The sequence below is a fragment of the Pseudomonas benzopyrenica genome, from assembly GCF_036884265.1.
Lineage (GTDB): Bacteria > Pseudomonadota > Gammaproteobacteria > Pseudomonadales > Pseudomonadaceae > Chryseomonas > Chryseomonas benzopyrenica.
Genome location: NZ_CP145723.1, coordinates 2,866,262 through 2,888,169 on the forward strand (window position 1 = coordinate 2,866,262; position 21,908 = coordinate 2,888,169).

Genomic DNA, 21,908 nt, shown 5'->3' on the forward strand with positions numbered 1-21,908 from the left:
GAAAGCATGGAAATCGCCCTGATATGGCCTTTCTGCGGCTCACCTGCTACGGCTGGCGTGAGCGGGCCCATGCTAGCCTTTTCACTATAGGCACAGCTGAAAATGCCTGTGCAAATCCATGCTGAGATCGGCGAAAGGTACCCGGTGCGTTCGGCTCGATGCCGTGAATAGCGCCTCGATCCAGGTCGCCTTACCCTGCCCTGCCAATCGGATATCCGTACAACCATGTTCGAACACCTAGCCGAGTACCCGGGCGACCCGATACTGTCGCTGATCAAGACCTATCAGGACGACACCCGACCCGAAAAGGTAAATCTGGGTGTCGGGGTCTATCTGGATGCGCAGGGCAGGTTACCGGTGCTGCAGGCGGTGGCGGCGGCCGAACAGCAGCTGAGGAAAGCAGCGCCGGCACCTTCGATGTATCTTCCCATGGCGGGTCACGACGCTTATCGCCTGAACGCTCAGCGCCTGCAGTTCGGTGACCAGAGCCAGGCGCTGGCGGAGGGGCGGATCGCGACCATCCAGACCCTGGGCGGATCGGGCGCCCTGCGGACCGGTGCCGACTTCCTGCGTCAATGGTTTCCGGATTCAGGGGTCTGGGTGAGCGACCCGACCTGGGACAATCACCTCGCCCTCTTCGCCGGGTCCGGCTTCACCGTCGGCACCTACCCCTATTGCCGGCCGGCCTCAGCCGAGCTCGCCTTCGAGGCCATGCTCGGCACCCTCAGCACCCTCCCCCGGCACAGCATCGTCCTGCTCCATCCCTGCTGTCACAATCCCACCGGCCTGGATCTGACCAACGCCCAGTGGCTGGCGGTCATCCAGGTACTGGCCGAACACGAACTCATCGCCTTCGTCGACTGTGCCTACCAGGGTTTCGGCGAAGGACTGGAAGCGGACGTCTTCGCCATCAGGGAAATGGAGCGCGCAGGTCTGAGCTTCCTGGTGAGCTATTCCTTCTCGAAAAACTTTTCGCTGTACGGCGAGCGGGTGGGCACCCTGTCGGTCGTCTGCTCTTCTGCGCCACTGGCGACCAAGGCCCTGGGCCAGTTGCAAGCCACGGTGAGACGGCATTACTCGAGTCCGCCGCAGCATGGCGCTCTGCTGGTGGACCTGGTCCTGGGCAGCGAACTGGCCGATCTCTGGCGGACCGAGGTGGACGCCATGCGCACCCGCATCGCCGCCATGCGCGAGTTGCTGGCACAGGCGTTGGTCGAGGCGGGCCTGCCACTCGGCGAGCGCATCCGTCGCCACCGGGGCCTGTTTTCCTATACGCATCTCACCCGGGCGCAGGTGCTGCGGCTCCGTCAGGATCATGGGATCTATCTGGTCGACAATGGCCGCCTGTGCTTGGCGGGCCTGACCGAGGAAAAGCTCGCCTACGTGTCTGCGGCGATCGCGGACGTTATCCGCTGAACCGCTGGCGCCACCCGTCTAACCCTGATTCAAGTCGCTGGCGCTGCAACCCGGCACCGCACGCATGCCCTCGAAGATCAGGCGCGTGGTGTTGCGCACGTTGGCGGCATGTCCCTCCCGATCCATCTCGTCACTGGCCGTCAGGCGCAGCAGTTGCAGGTGCGAGTAATCGTTGAGCAGAAAGGCCGCCAGCTCTACGTCCAGATCGGCGCGCAGCTTGCCGGCGGCCTGCAGCTCGTGCAGCACACTGGCGATCTCGCCCTGCAGGCCGCGGTTCATCTGCCGGTAGGCCTGGGGCAGACCGCTGGCGCCCCCCACCAGCACCAGCGGCAGCAGTTCGCGCCAGAGCGCGGCGGGCAGCACCTCCAGTGCGTAGCTGACGAGGAGGTGCTCCAGATGGCAGAGCGCCTCGACGGGATCCGCGAAGTCGCGGATGTGCCGGCGCACGTCGATCAGGGCGCGGCGATCGGACTCCTTGATCATCTCCAGGATGATCTCGTGCTTGCTGCCGAAATACTTGAACACCGTGGGCGCGGAGACCCCGGCCTCGCGGGCGATCTGCTCGACCGTGGTCTCGCGAAAGCCCTGGCGCTGGAACAGCATGACCGCCGCGGCCGAGATGGCCGCGCGGCGTAATTCCTTCTGACGTTCGCGTAGGCCGCTCACCGTCGCTCCTGCTTGCTGGTTGTGGCCGAAAGGATAGCGGGCTTGCCTTGACCACGAAAAATATTTTATTGACTAAAGAAATTAACAGGGTTAATTATTTTCCCGTACCTGCTCTACGCAGGGCAATTGCCAGGATGAGTCTGATGAACCAGATCCTCGACCGCTCCCTGGTTTCCCGGAATCGGGAAGTCAGCGAGATGTACGACCAACAAGAACAAGAGCCCGTACTGATGCAGGGTTTTCCTGCCGAGCCGGACCAGCGCGTGACCTGGGCCAACTGGATGTCGCCGCCGTTCAACCGCTGGGGCTTCCGCAACCTGGCACGCCTGCGCCCCACCATCGAGGTAGCCGCCGGATCGCGCCCGGACGCGGTGCTGGCCCAGGCACCCGTGGCGCTCGAAACGTTCGGCTTCGAAAGCAGCTGCGGCCGCCGCGTCAGCGCCCTCGACCATCTGCGCGCCAGCAAGACCGACGGCTTTCTGGTGCTGCACCAGGGCCGCGTGGTGTACGAGCGCTACTTCAACGGCCAGGTCGCCACGGACCGCCACATCATGTTCTCGGTCACCAAGTCGCTGATCGGGGTGCTCGGTGAGCAACTCATCCATGACGGCGTGCTCGATGCCCAGGCACTGACCCAGCACTATGTGCCGGAACTGGCCGGCAGCGCCTTCGGCGACGCCACCGTCCGCCAGTTGCTCGACATGGCCGTCGGCGTTCACTACACCGAGCTGTACGACGATCCCGCCTCGAAGAGTTCCCAGTACGGCTACGCCTGTGGCTTCAAGCCGGCCCTGCCCGAGTACGCCCAGTACGAATCCCTGTACCAATACCTGCCGTCGCTGCGCAAAAGATGCGAGCACGGCGGCCTCTTCCATTACGTGACCGCCACCACCGAGGTGCTGGCCTGGGTGATGGAGCGTTCCAGCGGCCTGGGCTGCGCCGAGCAGCTGCAGCGGATCTGGCAGCAACTCGGCTGCGAACGCGACGGCTACTTCATGGCCGACCCCTGGGGTCGCAGCGTCGCCGGTGCCGGCTTCAACGCCACCCTGCGCGACATGGGCCGCTTCGGCCTGATGTTGGCCAACGGCGGTGTGGTCGATGGCCAGCAGGTCATCGACCCGGCGGTGATCGAGGCCATCGCCGCCGGCGGGGACCCGGGGATCTATGGCGTGCACAAGGACTTCTCCGAATGGACCCCGGGCGCCTCCTACCGCAGCCAGTGGTACGTCTTCAACGACCACAGTCCGGCCATCATGGCCAGTGGCATCCATGGCCAGTACCTGTTCGTCGATTTCGCCTCCGAGGTGGTGATCGTCAAGCAGTCGTCGCTGCCCGAGGCGGTCACCGAACTGGACATCGATACCGTACGCCTGCTGCGCGCCATCGCTGCCCAGCTGCACGGCTGATCCATCCCTAACAAGATCGACGAGCGCCGGCTTGCCCGCGCGCTCACCTGCTACGACAGGTATCCGGTGTCCATCCTGGCCACCCTTCACTGCCCTGTAATACAAGAAAAATAGTCAGGAGCTTCATATGTGCACAACCAAGCGCCTTCCCGGCGTGCTGCTGGCGCTCGGCCTGCCGCTGGCCAGCCAGCCGGCCCTGGCGGGCTATCCCTTCGAATACGAGAACCTCAAAGGCGACGTCAACCTGACGGTGGGCGCCGGCTCCCTCTCCACCCGGGGCGTCAATTTCGGCGCCGGTCGCGTGGATGCACGCAGTGGCAAGAACGACGGCCGCCGCAGCGCCTGGCAGGAGTTCTACGTCAAACCCGGCGTCACTCTCGACTACTCCCTCAGCGACAGGGTCCACCTGCTCGCCGGTGGCTCGGTGGTCGGCGCCACCACCCTTGGCGACGGTGATGCCGGTGGCTTCACCCGCGGCTCAGACGGCCGCTTCGCCCCCGAAGAGCTCTATGCCGGAGTGCAGGCGGGCGACTGGAAATTCACCGCCGGCCGCCAGAACTTCATGGTCGGTACCGGCTTCATCGTCATGGACGGCAACCTCGACCTGTTCGGCGATGGCGCCTACTGGCTCGGTCCGCGCACCGCCTTCCGCGACTCGGCGATCCTGGCGTGGGGGCATGGCCCGGTCCAGGCACAGGCCTTCACCCTGCGCACCGACGATCACTATGGCGATTTCCGCCTGAGCGGTGCCAACCTGGATTACGACCTCGACGGCCAGGTGACCCTCGGTGCCATGGCCCTCACGGTCGATACCCTGGCCAGCAGAGACAGCAACGCGGCGCGCCGCGACGGCATGCGGGTCTACAACCTGCGGGCCCTGCGTGGCCACCTGCCGGGCCTGCCGAACCTGACCCTGAATGGCGAATACGCGGTGCAGCGCGGCGGTGACGGCGCCCTCACCTATGACGCCAAGGCCTGGTATGCCCAGGTCGACTACCAGTTCCAGGACCTGCCCTTCACCCCCACCCTCGGGTACCGCTACGCCGTCTTCTCCGGTGACGACAACCCTACCGACAACCGCCAGCAAGCCTGGGATCCGCTGAGCAAGGGCTTCATCGACTGGAGCACCTGGCTGGTGGGCGACGTGGTGGGCAACTACCTGCTGTTCAACAGCAACGAGCGCGTCCAGCAGTTCTCGCTCAAGAACCGCCTCAGCGACACTCTCACCCTGGGCGTCATCCACTACCAGTTCTGGCTCGACCAGGCCAACTTCCGCGGCGCCGCGGTCAATGACCGGCGTTTCGCCGACGAGACCGCGGTGTACCTCGACTGGACGCCCAATCGGCAGTTCTACAGCTCGCTCTCGTACAACTGGGTGCAGGCCAAGTCCGCCGCCCGGCAGGCGTTCGGCGACAACGAGCGCTTCAGCGCCCTCGAGCTCTACTTCACCTATCGCTACTGACCAGCCACCACAGCCCCCGTGGGGCACAGGAGGGCGTGATGACCACCAAGACACCAACCGAGATCGCCGTACCAACGCTGGAGTGGGTGCTGAGCCTGCATGTCCTTATCGAGCCCGCCGATGACCTGGGCGCCTGCACGGATGGCCAGCGAAGCAACTATCGAATCACCGGCGGGCATTTCGAAGGCTTGAATGTGCGTGGCGACGTGTTGGCCGGTGGCGCGGATTTCTATCTGCAGCGCAGCGACGGCGTGGGTGAGCTGGACGCTCGCTATAGCCTGCGCAGTGATCAGGGCGAGTGGATCAACATCCACAACCTTGGTCTGATCACCCTTAGCGAGCGAGGCCGCACGCAGGTTGCCCAGGGCCTCTGGCCCATCGCCGAAGAGGACTACCACTGCAGTTGCACGCCGCGCTTCCAGGTGGCCAGCGGCAGGCTCGACTGGCTGACCCGCAGCGTGATGATCGGCAAGGTGAGCTATCCCGCCGTCGATAGGGTCACCATCCACTGCTATCGCCTCAGCTGACCGGCAACCCTTATAGCAGCCAGGCTTTTCACTGAAGCGGCAGGCCCGTCCGTGGCCGAGCCGGCAGGTAATAGACCATGACCATCGCCAACCAAACCCTGGTGCGCGCCGCGTGCATCGCCATCGCCGCCGCTTCGATCCTCGTCATCGGCGTGCAGCCGATCTTCATTGGTCTGCTGACCGAACGCCTGGGCCTGACCCTGGCGCAGCAGAGCTGGAACATGTCGGTGGAAATGTGCGGCTCCATCGTCGGGACACTGCTGTACCTGCCAATGATCCGCTTCCTCGGTCCGCGCACCATCGCCCTGGGCACGGCCTTGCTGTTGCTGTTCGCCAACGCCGCGACGGCCAGCGTCAACACCCTCGATCCGCTGTTGGCCTTGCGCGGTCTCTCGGGCCTCTGCTCGGGCGTGCTCTACTCCTATGCCATCTACTGGCTGGGCAGCATGCCGGGGCAGGACAGGTCCTTCGGCATCCTGCTGTTCGTGCAGACCGCCCTGTTCGCCAGCAGCGCGGTGCTCATGCCGATGATCGCCGCGTGGCAAGGCTTCGCCGGGGCGATCTATTACCTGGCGGCCTGGTTCGCCCTGGTCTGCCTGCTGAGCGGCTGCCTGCCGGCCAGGCAGAGCCCGGAAGAACAACGGCTCGCCCACACGCCGCTGCGGGCGGGCCTGACGGTGATCGGCGTCTGTTCGCTGCTCGGCATGCTGTTCCTGCAACTGTCGATTTACTCGCTGTGGGGCTTCGTCGACGGCATCGCCAGCGACGCTGGCGTGGCGCCGGTGGACATCGGTTGGGCGATCAGCATCGGGCTGCTCGGCGGCCTGCCCGGTGCGGCCCTGCCCAGCGTGGCCGGGCGGCACCTGGGCCGCGTACCGATGATCCTCACCGGCTCCCTGGCCGTGCTCGGCGCCATCTACATGCTGGCCACGCGCATCCACACCGCCGTGGATCTGCTGCTCGCGGTGTTCTTGATGAACTTCGGCTGGAACTTGGCGCTGTCCTACTACATGTCCTCGGTCGTAACCCACGACCCGAGCGGTCGCCTGACCAAGCTGGTCGGCGTGGTACAGGTCGCCTCCGCCGCCGCGGCCCCGACCCTGCTGAGCCTGATCATCCAAGGCAACGACCGGCGCAGCCTCTTCGTGCTGTCCGCGGGCGCCATCCTGATCGGCTGCCTGCTGGTGATCGTCATGCTGGCCTGCGGGCGGCGCGGCGTGCAGGGCAAGGGACTGGACTGCTCGGTCTGAGCGTTGGCCGTAGGCTAGGGGGGTGCCGCGCGAACATCACGGCCTTCCGCGCAGCCAGGCGACAACCTCTATGACCGATTTGTCATCACCCGGTCAGCCTGGCGTCCCCCCTGTCCTCCTAGAGTGGCCCGGTCAGCGACTCGCTACCTACCCCTTCAAGAGGACTCTCCATGAAAGCGCTCCTGCTCGGTCTTTTCGGTCTGCTCGCCACCGGCTCCGCCCTGGCTGCTCCCGACCATCCCGCTCCGATCCATGACAAGCCCGGTTTCTTCGTCCCCCTCGACGTCGACAAGGTCGTCAGCCAGACCGACCTGAGCGCCCAGTGCGGAATCGTGCCGGCCCACCTCGACTATCTGGATCACGCCGGCCGGGAACATGAGCTGGACTATCTGGTGTCTGGCAATGGCTGCTACAACCAGAATTGAGGCGTCTTTCGACCCGGTACCGAAGCGCGGCGGTCGCCGCTGTGCTGGCCAAGGGGGCGCCTGTAACGGCCCCTTCCGCCACCAGAATCCAAGGCTACCGGGCTAGTAGCGCACGCCACGGGTCGGCATGCGGACCGTTAGAAAAACCGATAGGCCTTGGCCAGGGCCCGCTCCAGTACGGCGATGCAGGCGTGGTCGTCCGCATAGGACAGGAACTGGCGCTGCGCATCGGCCTGGGCCTCGGCCAGACGCGTCTTGCGCTCGGCCAGCTCATCTTCCAGCACCGAGGTGCTCATGCCGCCCAGATCACAGCAGGGGTTGGGGCCATTCATAGAAAACTCCGGACAGAAGTGCAGACTGCGTCATCAGACAAGGTTTTGAGATTTGGTTCACAAATCTTAGCGAATCTCATTGTTACTGAAAGCTGAGTTTCGACCCGGTGCTGTACCGCCCCCCGCGCTAGAGCGTCTCCCCGAGACTTCCGTACCCTGCACCCGCTATCAGCGAGGCAAAAGCTATACAATTCGGCACCCTAATCGAGCTGTGAAGATACATGCGCCTTTTGCTTTCGCTTCTCCTGGCCACACTGGTGGCCTCCTCCGCGCTCGCCGCGGCGCCCGATACCTTTGTCGAGGCCAAGGTAATCGCCAGACAAAAAGTCTATTTCGATCAGAACACCAGCGCCCAGGGCGACCTCTATTGCGGCTGCAAGTGGGAGTGGGTCGGCAAATCCGGAGGACGGGTCGATGCCGCCTCCTGCGGTTTCCAGGCGCGCAAGCAGGAAACCCGCGGCGAACGCACCGAGTGGGAGCACATCGTGCCGGCCTGGACCTTCGGTCATCAGCGCCAATGCTGGCAGAACGGCGGCCGCGAACACTGCGTGGCGGATGACCCGGTGTTCCGCGCCATGGAGGCCGACCTCTTCAACCTCTACCCCGCCGTGGGCGAGGTGAATGGGGACCGGGCCAATTTCAACTACGGCATGGCCCAGGGCGTGCAGCCGCAATACGGCCGGTGCACGACGAAGATCGACTTCCAGGAACGCGCCGCCGAACCGCGCGACGAGGTCAAGGGTCTGGTCGCCCGGGTTACCTTCTATATGTTCGATCGCTACGGCCTGAACATGTCGCGCCAGCAACAGCAACTGCTCATGGCCTGGGACAAGCAGCAACCGGTCACCGCTTGGGAGCGCGAACGGGATAGTCGCATCGCCGCGGTGATGGGCCATGGCAACCCCTTCGTGTCCGGCGAGCGGCACTGGACGCTGGGCTACCAGCCGGTTGGTGACGGCATCGTCAGTCCTCTGCCGGCGGCCAAGCCAGCGCCGTCAACGCCCTCAGCACCGGCCAAGACCGATAGCCCCGCCGCGGCCAGCCAGGGCGCGATCATCGGCAACCGCAACAGTCACGTCTATCACCTGCCGCAAGGCTGCCCGAGCTACGCCCAGGTGTCGCCGAAGAACCAGGTCAAGTTCGCCTCCGAAGCCGAGGCGAAGGCGGCAGGCTTCACCAAGGCGGGCAACTGCGCGCCCTGATCGCCAGCCCCAGGCGCTGACCTGCAGCACCCAGGGGTCCTGAGCCGCTTCGGCAGTTACTGCCCCTTGGACAGCTCCACCAGCATCCGCGTGAGCAGATAGATGCGCGGTGTCACGCTGTCCAGCTCCACGTATTCCTCGGGGGTATGCAGCTTGCCGCCGACGATGCCGAAGCCGTCCAGGGTCGGTACGCCGGCACCTGCCGCGATGCTGGCATCCGCGGCGCCGCCACTGCCCTCGACGGTCAGGGTGCGGCCCAGCTCGCCATAGATGCCCTGGGCCATGGCCAGCAGCCGATCGCTCGCCGCGGTCTGCGGCATCGGCGGCAGGCCACGTTCCAGCCGCGTGGTCACCTCGGTATCAGGAATCTGCTTGTTGGCAGAGATCCGCGCCAGGTCCTTTTCCACCCGGTCGAATTCTTCGGGCAGCGCGGCGCGGACATCGGCCTTGGCGACGGCATGATCGGGAATCACATTGATGCGGTCACCCGCCTCGATCACCGTGAAATTGACCGAAGTCTTCTTCTCCGCGTCGCCCAGGTTGCCCAGTTGCAGCACCTGGTGCGCCACCTCGGTGGCGGCGTTACGCCCTAGTTCCGGGGAAACGCCGGCATGGGACGACTTGCCCTTGACCTCCACCACGGCGGTGGCGCTGCCCTTGCGCCACACTACCAGGCCATCGGCCGGCCGCCCCGGCTCCAGATTCAGCACCACGTCGTGCTGTTTGGCGGTGCTGGCGATCAGCTCGGTAGCGGCCTGGGAGCCGGTCTCTTCGCTGGCATCCAGCAACAGGGTGATCTGCCCGTAGTCCTTGAAGTCGAGGGCCTTGAGAATCTGCAGCGCCGCCAGGGCGACCACGATGCCACCCTTGTCGTCGGACACGCCCGGGCCATAGGCGCGTTTTTCATCGGTACGATACGGCCGGGCCTTGGCCGTGCCTTCCTTGAACACCGTATCCATGTGTGCCAGCAAGAGGATCTTGGCCTTGCCGCTGCCCTTGAGCGTCGCCACCAGGTGCTGGCTTTTGTCCGGCGCGGTGTTGGGCACCTCTTGCACCGTGGCGCCGAGTTTCTGCAATTCCGCGCTGACGAGCTTGCCCACCTCGGTCAGGCCGGGCGCGTAGCCGGACCCCGAGTCGATGTTCACTAACCGCTCCAGCAACGTGAGCGTCGGCGCCTTGGCCTGCTCCGCGGCGGTCTGGATGCGCGCGTCGAGCGCGGCACTGGCGGGCAAGGCGATGCAGCAAGTGAGAACGGCAGCGAGGGTGGTACGCAAGAACGGAGCGGACATCGGACTTTCCTTGTTGGCCTTATTGGATTAGTCAGACAACTGTAGTCGCAACAAGGACATAGGGGAAATGAGGCTGCCAGCTGTTTGGCGCAGGCCTGCAATCATCCCAGGACCATCGCTCCCAGCAGCCGCCAGCCATTGACGGCGTGCTGCTCCGCCGCACCTGGATGGGCACCCTCTGGCGAGACCAGGGCTGGTCAGGGGTCAGCCCTAGTTCACGAGGGCCTTTAGCGCCTCCAGGACATCCCGGGTGGCCTGCCGGGTCGCCGCCGCATCAGGCCCGACCTTGGGGCCCAGCACGACGCAGCTGTCCTTATAGGAAAAGACCTTGCCAGTCTGCTGATTGATCAACTCACCCTTGGCGTTCTCGGCGATCCGGCAGTCACGCACGGTCTGGCTGTCCTTCGCGACCACCACCGGACTCCAGACATAGGGATTGTCGAAGCCATGCTCGGCGTGGGGATAGGTATGAACCCGGAGATCGGCGCCCTGCTGCTTGAGCGTCGCGAAATAGCCCTCGCAACGGGAATAGGGATCGTAGTTGTCGGCCAGTCCGTGGTACACGCGCAGCGGCTTGGCGACGACCCTGTCCTGCTCGCGAAAGGTGATCGAGCAGTCGGGATAGAACGACAGGTAGCCGACGAACTGGAAATCCTGGCTTTTCCAGAGCTTGTCGAAGCGCGCCATGGCCGCATAGAGCGAGGCCTGCCCACCGCGGGAAAAGCCCATGAGGATGATCTTGCCTGGATCGATTCGCGCGTGCCGCGCGAGCAGGGCGCCGGCGCGATAGTCATCCAGAACGAAATTGAGCCGCCCCAGCTGGGCCTGGTCGGTGGCGGTACTGGTGATGCCCCGGCCCGAGAAGCCATCCACGGCGAAGGTGGCGATGCCGACCTGATTGAACCGCCGCTGCCAATAGGTGATGTTGGCGCCCAGGCCTCCCGAACCATGCTGGAGGATCACCACCGGGACCTTGCCCGCGCCTGGAGGCAGCGACAGCACGCCACCGAGCAGGACCTCGGTACCGCCTTTGTCCCCCGTCAGGAATTGCTGATCGCTAAGGGTCAGCGAGGTGAAGGTCAGCACCTCTTGCCGAGCGGGGATATCGGTTGCCGGCGAGGTGGCGGCGAAGGCCGTGGCACGGGTGAGGCACACCAAGGCGACAAGCAAACCTGAGGCGGAGCGAAGGCGAGACGTGTTGACCAGGTAGCACATCGGGTTCAGTCCTTTCTATTGGGCGATAGGAATCACCGCTGCTCTCGCATGGCGGGGCACACTTCAAGGTAGGCGACGGCACTAAAAAGCGCCTGCAAGACACCCGGGACGTAACGCTATGGGCTGCCGGCTTGGCTGAGTGACCAGATCCGCTCTGAACCTTGCAGGTCAGGTGGTAAACGACCCGAGGCCGTACGACAGGTGCGAGAGGTCTGGTAGCAACGAGATGGCACCTCTAACAGCAGTGCCCAGATGTCTTGGCAGGACAACCTAGGCACCGCTGGAGACTAGCGGGTCGACTCGCCGCCTGGAGCGACGTGGTTCACTGCCAGCAGCGGTCGATAGTGCTGCGGCAATCGCATTCGCACCAGATCCTTGGCGCGCACGGTACTGGTGGGGTAATCGCTGGCCAGATTGGCCGTGCTTACTGGTGCCACCACTACACCCTCCTCGTCGGTCAGCAGCCGTTCCTGGCGAGGAAAGGCGAAGGTGTCAGGGCCGAACACTCCGCTAGGTATGCCACCCCCGCCGTTGGCAAAAGCCAGGTAGAGGTTGTTCTCGCCAGCTCGCACGCGCGCCAGGTGCCAATGATAGAGGTCTGCGCCTGTGGGAATGGCACCCGGATGGCGTACGTCGGTGCCAAGGTGGCTGCCGGCAGAGGGACTTGCCAGCAGCGCTGGGCAACCGATCAGGTCACAGCCCTGCAAGGCCAACACCCGGGCAGCTTCTGGCACCAGGCAGTCTTCCCCTATCAGCAGCCCGAGGCGACCGAATGGAAGATCGAAACAGGCCCAGCTGTCGCCCGCACGGGCCCAGGCACGGTCGGTACTGCTCAGATGCTGCTTGCGGTACACCCCCACCAAACCTTCGGGGCCGAGCAACAGGGCGCTGTTGTAGCAACCTTCCTGAGCCTGCTCCGCAAAGCCCACGACCAGGTGCAGTCGCAGCTGAGCGGCAAGCCGCATAAGCGCCTTGACTGGTGCGCTGGCCAAACTCAGGGCCTTGGCCGCGCCTGGTCCTGTGAGAGCCAACTCCGGGCACACCAGCAACTCGGCACCCTCCTCCCGCGCCTGACGGGCGAGGACTTCCAGCGCCAACAGATTACCGTTCACGTCGTTGTCCACTTTCGGCCGGCAGATTGCGATTAGCGAAGCCTTGCCCGGCGGCAGGCTCTGTAAGCCGTACAGGCCAAAGAACGCCAGGGGATTCCAGGCATAGCTGTGCATGGCGAGGATCTTGTATTGCTCTGGACGGCGCAGGGCCAGGCGTTCAGCCTGCGTCTGACGGGCAAGCTGTAGATCAAGGTCGGCCAGCAGGATACCGTCGCCGCTGTCCAGCATTGCCTGGACGTTCCCTTCCGGATCAATCACACAACTCCCGCCGCTGAACTGCACCCCTCGCTCCAGACCCCAGCGATTGCTTTCGATCAGATAACACCCGTTTTCATAAGCCCTATTGATCCAGTAAGGCGCTGGCGTACGTTCGGCCAACCAGTTGCTTAGATGGCAGATCACTTCCGCACCGGCGACCCCGGCAAGGCGCGCGGTTTCGATGAAGTGGATATCCATGCAAATTAAAAGCGCGATGCGGCCGATGGGCGTATCGAAAACGCTATGCCCATCCCCTGCCGCCGCCCAGCGCGGCTCCGAGATGTAGGGGTGGCTTTTACGGTGAACGCCGATCAAACCGTCCGGGCCGATGAGGACGGCTGAGTTGTAGTAGAGCTCATCGAGCGGATCGACCTCAGGCATCCCGATGACTACGTAGCATTGGTATTCGCGTGCCACCTCGGCGAATCGCTCTACGGTCGGACCCGGCACAGGCTCGACATAGGGAGACACCTCTTCGCGGCTGGCCCAGCAGTAGCCCGTGGTAGCCATTTCCGGAGTGACGATCAGGCGTGCGCCGGCAAGGGCAGCTTCACGCACCAGAGACTCGAGGCGCTGCAGGTTGCCGTGGTGGTCGAACTGAGTGGGCTCGAACTGGATGGTAGCGATCTTCAGGGTCGTCATGGTTCAGACTCCGGGCGCACGGATTGCAGGACGCGGGCCTTCGTAGCGTGCTGCGGGGCGCCAGGAAGTAGGGGTATCGGCGGGAAAGTCCGAGAAGTAATAGCGACCACGACTCGCCAGGCTGAACGCCACATGCAGTACCGGACCGACAAGCATGGCAATGAACGAGGCGTAATACATGGGGTACAGGCCCAGGATGCCCGCTGCCCCTATGGCCACCGCGATCAACAAGCTGCCTACACCGCACGGATTCCATCGGCGAAGGTGCTCCCGGCGAAACTCGACGAAATCGCTCGGCGCCAATTTGAACACCCGGCGGCAAATGAAGTAATCGGCGAGGATGATGAACACCCAGGTATTGGTGAGGATGCCGGTGATGGCTAGAAAGGTGCCGGTGTACTGAAGAATGTTGCACAGGTAGAACAATACCCCCAGGGCCCAGACCGTGAGCATCCACCACTGCCGACCGGGGCGATAGTCGAGCGCCATATCCATGGTGTTGGACAGCGCGATCGAACCCGAATAGAGATTCATCACATTGATACGGATCTGGGTTATCACGGTGAAGAGCACGCCAATGGCAGCGATCACGGTGGGAAAGACAAAGCCGGGATCCATGGCCAGGGCGAATGCATCCCCCTTGGCTATGTGAGGCATGAGGGTGTAGGCCAGCAAGGCACCGCACAGCATGACCGCAACGATGGGTACCAGCATGCCAAGCATGATGGTTGCAGTCCCCCTATGACTGATATCGGGTTTGGCGAAGCGTCCGTAGTCAGTTCCCAGCAACCCCTGAAAGACGATCTGCCCATTGGCCATGTTCATCACCACCCACAGGGCACTGGCACTGCCCGCGTCGCGAGGCAACCATCCGCTCGGCCCCACCACCTCATAATTCTGGTGGAGCTGATACAGGCAAAAGGCGAACAGCCCAATGAAGATCGGCACGCCCCAGGTCTGCAGGAACTGCATCGACGACATGCCCTTCCAGGCAAACCAGATGGTTACCGCACCAATACCAGCAAAGATCGCTACACCGCTCAGGGATCCCACCTCGATGCCGGCATAATGGGCAATTGCGTGGGAAACGATGGTGCCTTCAAACAGGAAATAGAAGATGAAGTTCACCGCGTAGATGAGCGAGGTGAACGCCGAACCCATGTAGCCAAAACCCAGCCCTCGCGTGAGCAGACTCAGCGACAAACCTTCCTTGGCGGCGATCTTCATCACGCAGGCACCGATCACCGTAGCCAGAACCACCATATAGAGAATGGGCCAGAGCATGCTCGGCCAGCCCACCTGGAAACTCATGTCAGCGCCCAGACTGAACCAGAACATTGCGGTGGAATTGCCCAGCAGCACCAGGATGATGGCCGGGATCGGCCAGCGGTAGCGGCTGGGTACCCGCCCTACCGCGTAATCCTCGATAGCCTCGGCTTCAGAGATGTCTTGCGGTCCTTGGAACCATTTTTTCAACAGGCTCATAGCGAACGTCTCCTTTTGCGGGGCATGCAGAGGCCCCTCACGGCAAAAATGCCGTGACCTGAACGGGTTAGCGTTAAGTGGAACGGAAGGGGTGTGCGGTCAGGGTGGACCGCGTGGGACGGGTTCATGCTCGATGATGGCGCGCGCCACGACTTCCACCGAGCTGCGCTGCGCCATGGCTTGCCGCTGGATGCGCTTGTGCGCTTCGTCCTCGCTGATGCCATGGCGGGCGATCAGCAGCATCTTTGCCATGGCTACCCGGCCGACCGCCGACTGTCGGACCTCGAGTTTGCGCAGCTGCTTAAGCAGCTCCATACGGCGTCGCCAGGTGGCACGGGCCATGATCAATTGAGTGAGCAGGCCGAAGGGTTTCAGCGGACGCTCGATCACGGCCGCCGGCTGGGCGCTAAGCACCAGTTCGAGCATGCTCGGGCTTTCATAGCCGACAATGGCAATCACCGGCGGCGCCTGCTCGTCGAGGCCAGCAACCAGCGCATCGATAGCGGCGCGCTGATCCAGCTCGATCGACAACAAGACCACATCAGTCTCACCAGGAAGCGCCGTCGGCACTGGCCAGACCTGTTTGACCTTGCAACCTATGCGCTGCAGCTGCCCGACCACCAGCCGCGCTTCGGCATCCTGCGGGTGCAATACCAGCACCCGCAGATCCTTGAGTTCACCCAGAAGCGAAGCAGCTGTCATAAGCAGCCCTGCAAGTCATAGTCGAGCAGATAGGGACAAGGACGTAGCGCTTGGGCCGTCCCCTCGACGATGACGAAACGGCCTTGGCTATCAAGTTTCGCTACCCGCGGCCATAGCCAGCAGTGCTGGGTTTCCCCGTCGAGGTGTACCTGCCCCTGAGGCGCCTCTATCCGCACCTGGGTCAGGGCCTCGCGCAGGGCACCCGGTTCGCTGCTACCAGCCACCTCTACCGCCTTGGCATAGAGGTGCACCTGAAAGTACGCCGCTTCAGCCGCGGCGGTGATAGGCGCGTTGGCACCATGGCGCGCCCGATAGGCACCCACGAACGCCAGACTGGCAGGGGTTTGCACCGTATCGAACCAGGGTGCGGCACAGAGGTGCCCGGCAGCGTGGGCGGGCGGCATCTGCGCGACCTCTGCCTCGTTGGTCGACAGGCTGATGATGGGCATCCGCGCCGGATCCAGTCCGGCCTGGTAGTAAGCGCCGTAAAGCGTGGGAATGTCGGCACCCACCACCGTGGAATAGATAGCGTCCGGTGCGAGTGCGACGACTCGGTCCATGACCTGCTGATAGTGCTCGGCGGAGGCACCGAACGGCAGATAGATTTCGTCGAGCACCTCACCACCGGCCTGCTGAAACAATTCGCGCATCACCCGGTTCGATTCCACCGGATAGATGTAGGGCACTCCAACGAACAGTACGCGCTTGCCGTACTGGGCCATCACATAGCGGGCAAGGGCAAAGGCGTTCTGATTCGGTGTCGCTCCGGTATACCAGCACAGTGGCGAAAACTCGAAGCCCTCATAGAGCGTGGGATAGAACAGCGGAACCCGGCGGCTTTCGATGACCGGCAGCACCGCCTTACGGGTGCTCGACATGTGAGTGCCGAACAGCGCCTGTACGGAGTGGTCGTCACAGAGCCGCAAGGCTGCCAAACGGTAATGGTCAGGACTTGCCCCGATGTCGGGCAGCAGCGCGGAGATCGGCTGTCCCAGAATCCCACCCTGTTGATTGATCTCGTCAATGGCTAGAACGCTGGCCTTGGCCTGCGTCGTCTCGACGGCTGCGGTCATGCTATGACGTGAGAACAAAAGGCCAATGTTATGGCCGTGTGTCTGGGTAACAATGGGCATAACTGTGCTCCGGATACCGCAATCGTCCGCCTCTCAGGCAGCGTAAGGGGTACAGGACAGAACGTCGCTGGGGCGAGGTCCGAGCCGGCAGCACTGGCGGCGGAAACGATAGGGCGGTGTCGGCGGAACCGCTTGCATCTTTGGAAGCGGGGCCGGCGCAGAGGCGTTACACCTGTCAGGAGCAAAGCAAATTGTACGCCAGCATTTGTCGGCCTGGTTTTGCGAGGGTTGCAGCGGCGACTTCGCGCCAACTTGGTGCAAACACCGGAGGTAGTTGCACATTATACGTTCGCTCAAGCCGGCATCGAAGCCTTTGGCATCCTGGCTTTGCCCGCACCTCCAGGAAAAGCGCGATAGCCGACTGCCGGATCGACGACCAGCCCTCGCAAGGACTCTTCCACAGCACGGATGGAACGGCGGTCTGCCACTAGCCAAATTTGGCACCTTTGTCGCGTAAACCGGCCTTGAGGTACGAAACTTGTAGCTCCCGCGCCAACGGCCCTTTGCGACCCAAAAGGTTTCCCAAATGCACCAAGATGGCTCCCTCGCGTTACCGCCGCGTGTCCGGCATCGGTATACCGGTGACATCGACGAGCACGCGCTCTGCGTCGAGGGCTGGCGCATGCAGTACGATCAGCTGTCCGCGGGCCGCTTCCAGGGCGAACTCAGCGACCTCTGGCTGGACGACATCAGCCTGCTACGGGACAGATCCAACCAGGCCATGCTCAAGAGCGGCGAGGCCCAGGGAGAAACCCTGACCTTCAGCCTGCCCATCCGCAACGCTGGCGCCCTGCACTGCGCCGGTCATACCCTCCACGAGGCCCAGTTGCTGGTGGCACGCGGGGACAACCTGCCGGAGTTGCGTACCCCGGCCAATCTCGAATTGCTCTGCATCAACCTGCAGGAAGCCGAGATGGCGCGACTGCTGGCCTGCCAGCACAGCACCCTGGGCGTGCGCGACCTGCCCGGCTGCTATCGGCTACCGGCAGGGGGTGCCTATCTGGAGTTGGCACGGCTGGCCCAAGAGCTCTTCACCCCCGAGGCGCAGATCCTGACCTGGCTGGCGCAGCCGCGCGCGCGTGCCATGCTGCGCGACACCGTGCTGATGCACCTGCTCGATCTGCTCGACACCGGCGAGCCCCACGAACTGGCGCCGAGCGCTCGACTGCGGGTGATCCGGCGGGCACGAGAGTACGCCCTGGCCCATCCGGATCAGCCGCCCAGCATCCTCGAACTGTGCAATAGAGTCGGCGCCAGTCGCCGCAAGCTGCAGTACTGCTTCCAGGAGACCCTGGGCATCAATCCGCTGGCCTATCTGCGTACCCTGCGCCTCAATGCGGCACATCGTGCCCTGCGCCGGGGCGCAGGCGAGTCGGTGCAGGACGTCGCCGCCCAGTGGGGCTTCTGCCATCTCAGCCGCTTCGCCCGCGACTACCAGGCGCTGTTCGGGCAACTGCCCTCCACCACCCTCAAGGCCGCCGGGCAAAAGTGCTGAATCTGGCTAACGGCGGGTAACGGCTTTCCCTCAGGCTGGACTGGCCAATAAGAAGAGGGAACTCCATGAACGTTACCCATCCGTTTCACCTCCTCGCCGTCGGCTTCGCCGCCCTGGGGATGACCGCAGCAAGCCACGCCACCGAGAACGGCTCACCCACCACCGCCTTCGGGGTCTACAACTTCGGCGCCGGCTTCACCCCGCCGCCCACGCCCCACGGCACCCTCGGGCTGCGTGCCAACTACTACCGCGCCACCTCCGTCCGCGACAGCCATGGCCGCGACAACGGCAACGATTTTTCCATCGATGTGCTGTCCCTGGGCCTGGCCTATCTGAAGATGACCGATAACCGGGTGCTGGGCGCCCGCTACGGTTTCGGCGGGGTGGCACCCTTCTTCAAGATGGACGCGGACCTCACCGTCAAGGCCAACGGCGTGCCGGTGTTCTCCGACAGCGCCGACCTTTTCCGCCAGGCCGACTTCCAGGTGATTCCGCTGATCCTGCAGTGGGAGCCCTCGCGCAACCTGGGGGTGAACTTCTGGTTCCAGGTGCAGGCGCCCACCGGTGACTACGACAAGAATCGGCTGGTCAATCCAGGCACCAACCACTGGACCGTCTCGCCGATGCTCAACCTGAGCTACATCACCGACGCGGGCTTCGAGGTGTCGTCCAGCTTCCAGACCGATTTCAACAGCCGCAACCACGCCACCGACTACCGCAGCGGCACCGAATACCGCCACGAATTCGCCGTGGGCCAGCACATCGGCCCCTGGACCCTAGGCCTGGGCGGCTACTACTACCGCCAGCTCACCGACGACGACGCCCCCGGCCTCAGCCGTGGCAATCGTGCCCGGGTACTGGCGCTGGGCCCGGCGCTGAGCTTCTTCCAGCCGGGTCTGCCGCCGGTCTGGGTGCATTTCTACAAGGACATCGACGCCCGCAACCGCGCCGAGGGCTATACCCTCGCCGTGCGGCTCTCCCACAGCTTCTGAGGATCCGCCCATGACACTCAAAGCCTCCTCCAGCCCCTTGGCCGGTCGGCGCCAGGGCGCCGTGCTCCTGCTCGGCAGCAGCCTGACCATCATGGGTTCGGTGATGGTCGCCCCGATCATTCCCAAGCTGGGTGCCGAATTCGGCCCGGTCGAACCTCGTGCCGATCTGCTGATCCCCCTGGCGATGACCGGCCCCGCCCTGGCCATCGCCCTCTTCGCGCCCCTGGCCGGCTGGCTGGCCGACCGCCTGGGGCGCAAGCGCCTGCTGGTCCTGGCGACGCTGTGCTACGCCGTGCTCGGCATGCTGCCAGCACTGTTGCAGTCGCTGCCGGCCATCACCCTCACCCGCCTGGTCTTCGGCCTGGCCGAGGCGGCGGTGATGACCTGCTGCGTGACCCTGATCGCCGACTACTGGCAGGGCAGCAAGCGCCTGGCCTATGTCAATGGCCAGGTCATCACCATCAGCCTGGTGGGCTCGCTGTTCTTCGTGGTCGGTGGCGCGCTCGGCGAGCATTCCTGGCGCACGCCCTTCTATCTCTATCTGCTGCCGCTGCTGTTGGTGCCCTTCATGTTGCGGCTGCTGTGGGAGCCCAGCCGCACCAGCGCCCAGAGCCACGTCGATGAAGGCCCCCAGCACAGCGCGCCGCTGCCGCTGACCGTCAACTATCTGCTGGTCTTCGCCGGCATGGTGCTCAGCGTGGTGGTGCCCATCCAGAGTCCGCTGCTGCTGGTGCAACTGGGCGTGACCTCCAGCACCCTGATCGGCGCCTCAGCGGGCCTGGGCCTGCTGGCGACCCTGGGCGGGCCGCTGCTGTGGCCACTGCTGCGCCGCTGGTGGGGCCTGGCCGGCTGCAATGCCGTGCTGTTGGCCTGCATGGGCATCGGGCTCTGGCTGCTGGTGAACGCCCGCAGTTACGAAGCCGTGCTGGTGGCGGTGACCATCCATGGCCTTGGTGTCGGCATGCTGGTGCCCAACACTATGGCACCGGTGATGGGCGCCCTGAGTGCCCGAGCCCGGGGTCGCGGCATGGGCGGCTATACCGGCTGCCTCTATTTCGGCCAATTCGCCAGTCCCCTGGTGGTGGCCGCGGTCCTGCCCTTCGCCGGCGATCTGCACCTGGCCATCCGCGCCCTGGCCAGCGCCGCCCTGGTCGCTGCCCTCGCCTGGGCCGCCGTCGGCCTGCTGCGACGCAAGACCGCCCTGCCGACCCCGTCGCGCTCTTCCTGACTTCTGCTCGAGGATCTTCCATGCATAGCCTGCAACCCCTGCTGGACACCCAAGACGGCCACGGCCTGGCGACGCTGCTGCGGCAGCGCGAGATCACGGCGAGCGAGCTGCTCGAAGCGGTCATCGAACGCCTGGACACCGTGGAACCCGGCCTCAATGCCGTGAGCGAACGGCTGTACGACCAGGCCCGCGCGGCGGCCAAGGCACCGCTCGACGTCGATGCGCCCTTCGCTGGCGTCCCGACCCTGGTCAAGGACCTCTTCACCCCGCTGGCCGGGGCCCGCATGACCAATGGCTCCCTGGCCCTGGGCGAGGCGCGGCCGGATTTCGATTGCGAACTGGTGACCCGCCTGCGTCGGGCCGGTTGCCTGTTCGTCGGTACCACCACCTCGCCGGAATTCGGTACCTCCTACAGCACCGAGTCCCGCCGCTTCGGCGCCACCGCCAATCCCTGGAATCCCGCCCACAGCGCCGGCGGCTCCAGCGGCGGCGCGGCCGCCCTGGTCGCCGCGCGAGTGGTGCCCTTCGCCCATGGCAACGACGGTGGCGGCTCGCTGCGAGTGCCGGCGTCCTGCTGCGGGATCTTCGGTCTCAAGCCCAGTCGTGGCCGGATGCCTTCCGGGCCCATGGTCGGTGAAGGCTGGGCCGGCATGGGCACGCCCCATGCCATGAGCCTGTCGGTGCGCGACAACGCCCTGCTGCTGGATGCCACCGCCGGTGCCGATCTGGGCGCGCCCTATGCGGCTCCGGCCCACGCCGTCCCCTTCGCCAGCCTGCTGGAGCGCGATCCGAAACCGCTGCGCATCGCCCTGGTCGAGCACCTGGCGCCCTGGCCGAGCGGCCCCGAGGCCCTGGCCGCGGTGCGCCACACCGCCCGGCTGTGCGAAAGCCTTGGCCATCACGTAGAACCGGCGACCCTGCCGGTGGACCTGCCACGCTTTCTCGACCAGGTGTTCGACATCATCGGTCCCAGCACCCGTCACTACCTGCAGGTGCTGGGCACCCTGCGCGGTGCCCCGGTCAGCGAAGAGGAGCTGGATGCGCGGACCCGGGTGATCCTGCGCGAGCGGGGCGACATCCCCGCCCATCGCTACGCCGCCGCGGTGGAAGGCCTGCACGCCCTGGGTCGCACCCTGGCCGGTTTCCTCACCGACCATGACCTCATCCTCACCCCGACCCTGACCCGCGAGCCGCCACGCCTGGGCGAGTTGGACGGCGAGCACGAGGAACGCCCACTGGCCGAGGCCATCGCCGCCTTCCACAGCTATTCGCCCTTCACCGCCCTGTTCAATGCCAGCGGCCAGCCGGCCATGTCGGTGCCGCTCTGGTGGACCGGTAATGGCCTGCCGCTGGGCAGTCACTTCGCCGCGCGTTTCGGCGAGGAAGGGACCCTGCTGGCGCTGGCTGCCCAGCTGGAACGCGCCCAGCCCTGGGCGGACCGGCGGCCGCCGCTGGCGGAAATCCGCTGACCGTCGGCGCTCGACCCGCCACCCCGGCCGCACGGCAACGCCGACGGCGGCCGCAGGCCAAAGACGGAGATGCCCCTCGCAACTTAGCGGGCATCCCGTCCCCCGCTTCGCTTGGATGCTCGCTATACTGGCCGCGCACGGCCTGTGACGAATCCCTCTGGCATCGGTGCTGGAGGCTTCAGTTTGTCGCTCGCCATCTTCC

The 21,908-nt window shown here is 64.7% G+C and carries 19 protein-coding genes; 11 read left to right on the top strand and 8 right to left on the bottom strand.

Going from position 1 to position 21,908, the window contains the following annotated elements; genetic code table 11:
* Positions 1 to 225 precede the first annotated feature (225 nt).
* On the top strand, positions 226 to 1,416 hold the full coding sequence (locus V6W80_RS13580; RefSeq protein ID WP_338544528.1) for an amino acid aminotransferase: 1,191 nt from the start codon (positions 226 to 228) through the stop codon (positions 1,414 to 1,416).
* Positions 1,417 to 1,434: 18 nt separating this feature from the next.
* Here the strand turns inward: V6W80_RS13580 and V6W80_RS13585 are convergent, their stop codons facing one another.
* Positions 1,435 to 2,082 carry a TetR/AcrR family transcriptional regulator gene (locus tag V6W80_RS13585; protein ID WP_338544529.1) on the bottom strand — a complete coding sequence of 216 codons (648 nt, stop codon included), beginning with the start codon at positions 2,080 to 2,082 and terminating at the stop codon, positions 1,435 to 1,437.
* A gap of 143 nt (positions 2,083 to 2,225) precedes the next feature.
* Between V6W80_RS13585 and V6W80_RS13590 the strand changes: the two genes are divergently transcribed.
* The 5 genes from V6W80_RS13590 to V6W80_RS13610 all read left to right on the top strand — a co-directional run bounded on the left by V6W80_RS13590 (position 2,226) and on the right by V6W80_RS13610 (position 7,152).
* On the top strand, positions 2,226 to 3,488 hold the full coding sequence (locus V6W80_RS13590) for a serine hydrolase domain-containing protein (protein WP_430707720.1): 1,263 nt from the start codon (positions 2,226 to 2,228) through the stop codon (positions 3,486 to 3,488).
* A 127-nt stretch (positions 3,489 to 3,615) separates the two neighbouring features.
* Entirely contained in the window at positions 3,616 to 4,950 is a 1,335-nt protein-coding gene (locus V6W80_RS13595; RefSeq protein WP_338544530.1) for an alginate export family protein, read from the top strand.
* A 38-nt stretch (positions 4,951 to 4,988) separates the two neighbouring features.
* Positions 4,989 to 5,477 (top strand): DUF3237 domain-containing protein, encoded by a 489-nt coding sequence (locus V6W80_RS13600; protein ID WP_338544531.1) that lies wholly within the window; start codon positions 4,989 to 4,991, stop codon positions 5,475 to 5,477.
* 77 nt (positions 5,478 to 5,554) lie between these two features.
* Positions 5,555 to 6,727 (top strand): MFS transporter, encoded by a 1,173-nt coding sequence (locus tag V6W80_RS13605; protein WP_338544532.1) that lies wholly within the window; start codon positions 5,555 to 5,557, stop codon positions 6,725 to 6,727.
* A 170-nt stretch (positions 6,728 to 6,897) separates the two neighbouring features.
* Entirely contained in the window at positions 6,898 to 7,152 is a 255-nt protein-coding gene (locus V6W80_RS13610) for a DUF2790 domain-containing protein (RefSeq protein WP_064309029.1), read from the top strand.
* Between the two features lie 137 nt (positions 7,153 to 7,289).
* Here the strand turns inward: V6W80_RS13610 and V6W80_RS13615 are convergent, their stop codons facing one another.
* Positions 7,290 to 7,484, bottom strand: coding sequence for a hypothetical protein (locus V6W80_RS13615; RefSeq protein ID WP_017641404.1), 195 nt, complete (start codon positions 7,482 to 7,484; stop codon positions 7,290 to 7,292).
* 230 nt (positions 7,485 to 7,714) lie between these two features.
* Here V6W80_RS13615 and V6W80_RS13620 point away from each other — a divergent pair, with 230 nt between their 5' ends.
* Complete coding sequence (locus V6W80_RS13620) at positions 7,715 to 8,686, top strand: endonuclease (RefSeq protein ID WP_026083883.1); 972 nt, start codon at positions 7,715 to 7,717, stop codon at positions 8,684 to 8,686.
* Positions 8,687 to 8,742: 56 nt separating this feature from the next.
* Here the strand turns inward: V6W80_RS13620 and V6W80_RS13625 are convergent, their stop codons facing one another.
* From V6W80_RS13625 to V6W80_RS13650, 6 genes are all read right to left on the bottom strand, one after another.
* Complete coding sequence (locus V6W80_RS13625) at positions 8,743 to 9,975, bottom strand: glutamate carboxypeptidase (RefSeq protein WP_338544533.1); 1,233 nt, start codon at positions 9,973 to 9,975, stop codon at positions 8,743 to 8,745.
* Positions 9,976 to 10,185: 210 nt separating this feature from the next.
* Positions 10,186 to 11,130: a dienelactone hydrolase family protein gene (locus V6W80_RS13630; RefSeq protein ID WP_338547435.1), complete on the bottom strand. Its 945-nt coding sequence runs from the start codon at positions 11,128 to 11,130 to the stop codon at positions 10,186 to 10,188.
* A 347-nt stretch (positions 11,131 to 11,477) separates the two neighbouring features.
* Positions 11,478 to 13,202: a nitrilase-related carbon-nitrogen hydrolase gene (locus V6W80_RS13635; RefSeq protein WP_338544534.1), complete on the bottom strand. Its 1,725-nt coding sequence runs from the start codon at positions 13,200 to 13,202 to the stop codon at positions 11,478 to 11,480.
* A gap of 3 nt (positions 13,203 to 13,205) precedes the next feature.
* Complete coding sequence (locus tag V6W80_RS13640; RefSeq protein WP_338544535.1) at positions 13,206 to 14,687, bottom strand: purine-cytosine permease family protein; 1,482 nt, start codon at positions 14,685 to 14,687, stop codon at positions 13,206 to 13,208.
* 99 nt (positions 14,688 to 14,786) lie between these two features.
* Positions 14,787 to 15,389 (bottom strand): ANTAR domain-containing protein, encoded by a 603-nt coding sequence (locus V6W80_RS13645; RefSeq protein ID WP_184287290.1) that lies wholly within the window; start codon positions 15,387 to 15,389, stop codon positions 14,787 to 14,789.
* The gene (locus V6W80_RS13650) at positions 15,386 to 16,462 is read right to left on the bottom strand and encodes a transporter substrate-binding domain-containing protein (RefSeq protein ID WP_338544536.1); all 1,077 of its coding nucleotides are present in this window, start codon (positions 16,460 to 16,462) and stop codon (positions 15,386 to 15,388) included. The genes V6W80_RS13645 and V6W80_RS13650 overlap by 4 nt, the downstream gene beginning before the upstream one ends.
* A gap of 586 nt (positions 16,463 to 17,048) precedes the next feature.
* Between V6W80_RS13650 and V6W80_RS13655 the strand changes: the two genes are divergently transcribed.
* The 4 genes from V6W80_RS13655 to V6W80_RS13670 all read left to right on the top strand — a co-directional run bounded on the left by V6W80_RS13655 (position 17,049) and on the right by V6W80_RS13670 (position 21,706).
* Complete coding sequence (locus V6W80_RS13655; protein ID WP_160922740.1) at positions 17,049 to 18,017, top strand: helix-turn-helix domain-containing protein; 969 nt, start codon at positions 17,049 to 17,051, stop codon at positions 18,015 to 18,017.
* Between the two features lie 65 nt (positions 18,018 to 18,082).
* The gene (locus V6W80_RS13660; protein ID WP_338544537.1) at positions 18,083 to 19,009 is read left to right on the top strand and encodes a SphA family protein; all 927 of its coding nucleotides are present in this window, start codon (positions 18,083 to 18,085) and stop codon (positions 19,007 to 19,009) included.
* Positions 19,010 to 19,019: 10 nt separating this feature from the next.
* Entirely contained in the window at positions 19,020 to 20,237 is a 1,218-nt protein-coding gene (locus V6W80_RS13665; protein WP_093252237.1) for an MFS transporter, read from the top strand.
* 20 nt (positions 20,238 to 20,257) lie between these two features.
* Positions 20,258 to 21,706: an amidase gene (locus V6W80_RS13670; protein ID WP_338544538.1), complete on the top strand. Its 1,449-nt coding sequence runs from the start codon at positions 20,258 to 20,260 to the stop codon at positions 21,704 to 21,706.
* The last annotated feature ends 202 nt before the right edge of the window (positions 21,707 to 21,908 follow it).

Coding starts and splice junctions, on each gene's coding strand:
- V6W80_RS13610 (WP_064309029.1), top strand. CDS start 6,898: ATGAAAGCGCTCCTGCTCGGTCTTTTCGGTCTGCTCGCCACCGGCTCC.
- V6W80_RS13645 (WP_184287290.1), bottom strand. CDS start 15,389: ATGACAGCTGCTTCGCTTCTGGGTGAACTCAAGGATCTGCGGGTGCTG.
- V6W80_RS13580 (WP_338544528.1), top strand. CDS start 226: ATGTTCGAACACCTAGCCGAGTACCCGGGCGACCCGATACTGTCGCTG.
- V6W80_RS13655 (WP_160922740.1), top strand. CDS start 17,049: ATGCACCAAGATGGCTCCCTCGCGTTACCGCCGCGTGTCCGGCATCGG.
- V6W80_RS13605 (WP_338544532.1), top strand. CDS start 5,555: ATGACCATCGCCAACCAAACCCTGGTGCGCGCCGCGTGCATCGCCATC.
- V6W80_RS13670 (WP_338544538.1), top strand. CDS start 20,258: ATGCATAGCCTGCAACCCCTGCTGGACACCCAAGACGGCCACGGCCTG.
- V6W80_RS13650 (WP_338544536.1), bottom strand. CDS start 16,462: ATGACCGCAGCCGTCGAGACGACGCAGGCCAAGGCCAGCGTTCTAGCC.
- V6W80_RS13640 (WP_338544535.1), bottom strand. CDS start 14,687: ATGAGCCTGTTGAAAAAATGGTTCCAAGGACCGCAAGACATCTCTGAA.
- V6W80_RS13665 (WP_093252237.1), top strand. CDS start 19,020: ATGACACTCAAAGCCTCCTCCAGCCCCTTGGCCGGTCGGCGCCAGGGC.
- V6W80_RS13595 (WP_338544530.1), top strand. CDS start 3,616: ATGTGCACAACCAAGCGCCTTCCCGGCGTGCTGCTGGCGCTCGGCCTG.
- V6W80_RS13615 (WP_017641404.1), bottom strand. CDS start 7,484: ATGAATGGCCCCAACCCCTGCTGTGATCTGGGCGGCATGAGCACCTCG.
- V6W80_RS13660 (WP_338544537.1), top strand. CDS start 18,083: ATGAACGTTACCCATCCGTTTCACCTCCTCGCCGTCGGCTTCGCCGCC.
- V6W80_RS13600 (WP_338544531.1), top strand. CDS start 4,989: ATGACCACCAAGACACCAACCGAGATCGCCGTACCAACGCTGGAGTGG.
- V6W80_RS13625 (WP_338544533.1), bottom strand. CDS start 9,975: ATGTCCGCTCCGTTCTTGCGTACCACCCTCGCTGCCGTTCTCACTTGC.
- V6W80_RS13590 (WP_430707720.1), top strand. CDS start 2,226: ATGAACCAGATCCTCGACCGCTCCCTGGTTTCCCGGAATCGGGAAGTC.
- V6W80_RS13635 (WP_338544534.1), bottom strand. CDS start 13,202: ATGACGACCCTGAAGATCGCTACCATCCAGTTCGAGCCCACTCAGTTC.